We start from the raw sequence: 357 nt of genomic DNA on the forward strand, positions 1-357 counted from the left end.
GTCCTGGTCGAAGCCTTTCGGCATGGCTTTGGCACCTATATGGAGGCATTGAGCGATCCGGACGCGCAGGCGGCGATCCGCCTGACGCTGCTCGTCGCCGCTATTGCGGTGCCGCTCAATCTGCTGTTCGGGCTCGCCGCCTCCTGGGCGATCGCCAAGTTCGATTTCAAGGGCAAGACCTTCCTGATCACCCTGATCGACCTGCCGTTCTCGATCTCGCCGGTGATTTCCGGCCTGGTCTATGTTCTGCTGTTCGGCGCCAACAGCGCGCTCGGGCCTTGGCTCAAGGCGCACGGGGTCGAGGTGCTCTTCGCGGTGCCCGGCATCGTGCTCGCCACGGTCTTCGTCACCTTCCCC

1 protein-coding gene is annotated in these 357 nt (G+C 64.1%); it reads left to right on the top strand.

Features of this window, described 5'->3' with window-relative positions; translation table 11 throughout:
- The coding region (locus AC1D0P_RS32550) for an ABC transporter permease family protein (RefSeq protein WP_477680492.1) at positions 1-357 on the top strand (357 nt) is incomplete at both ends.

Source organism: Polaromonas sp. P1_G2, from assembly GCF_056405515.1.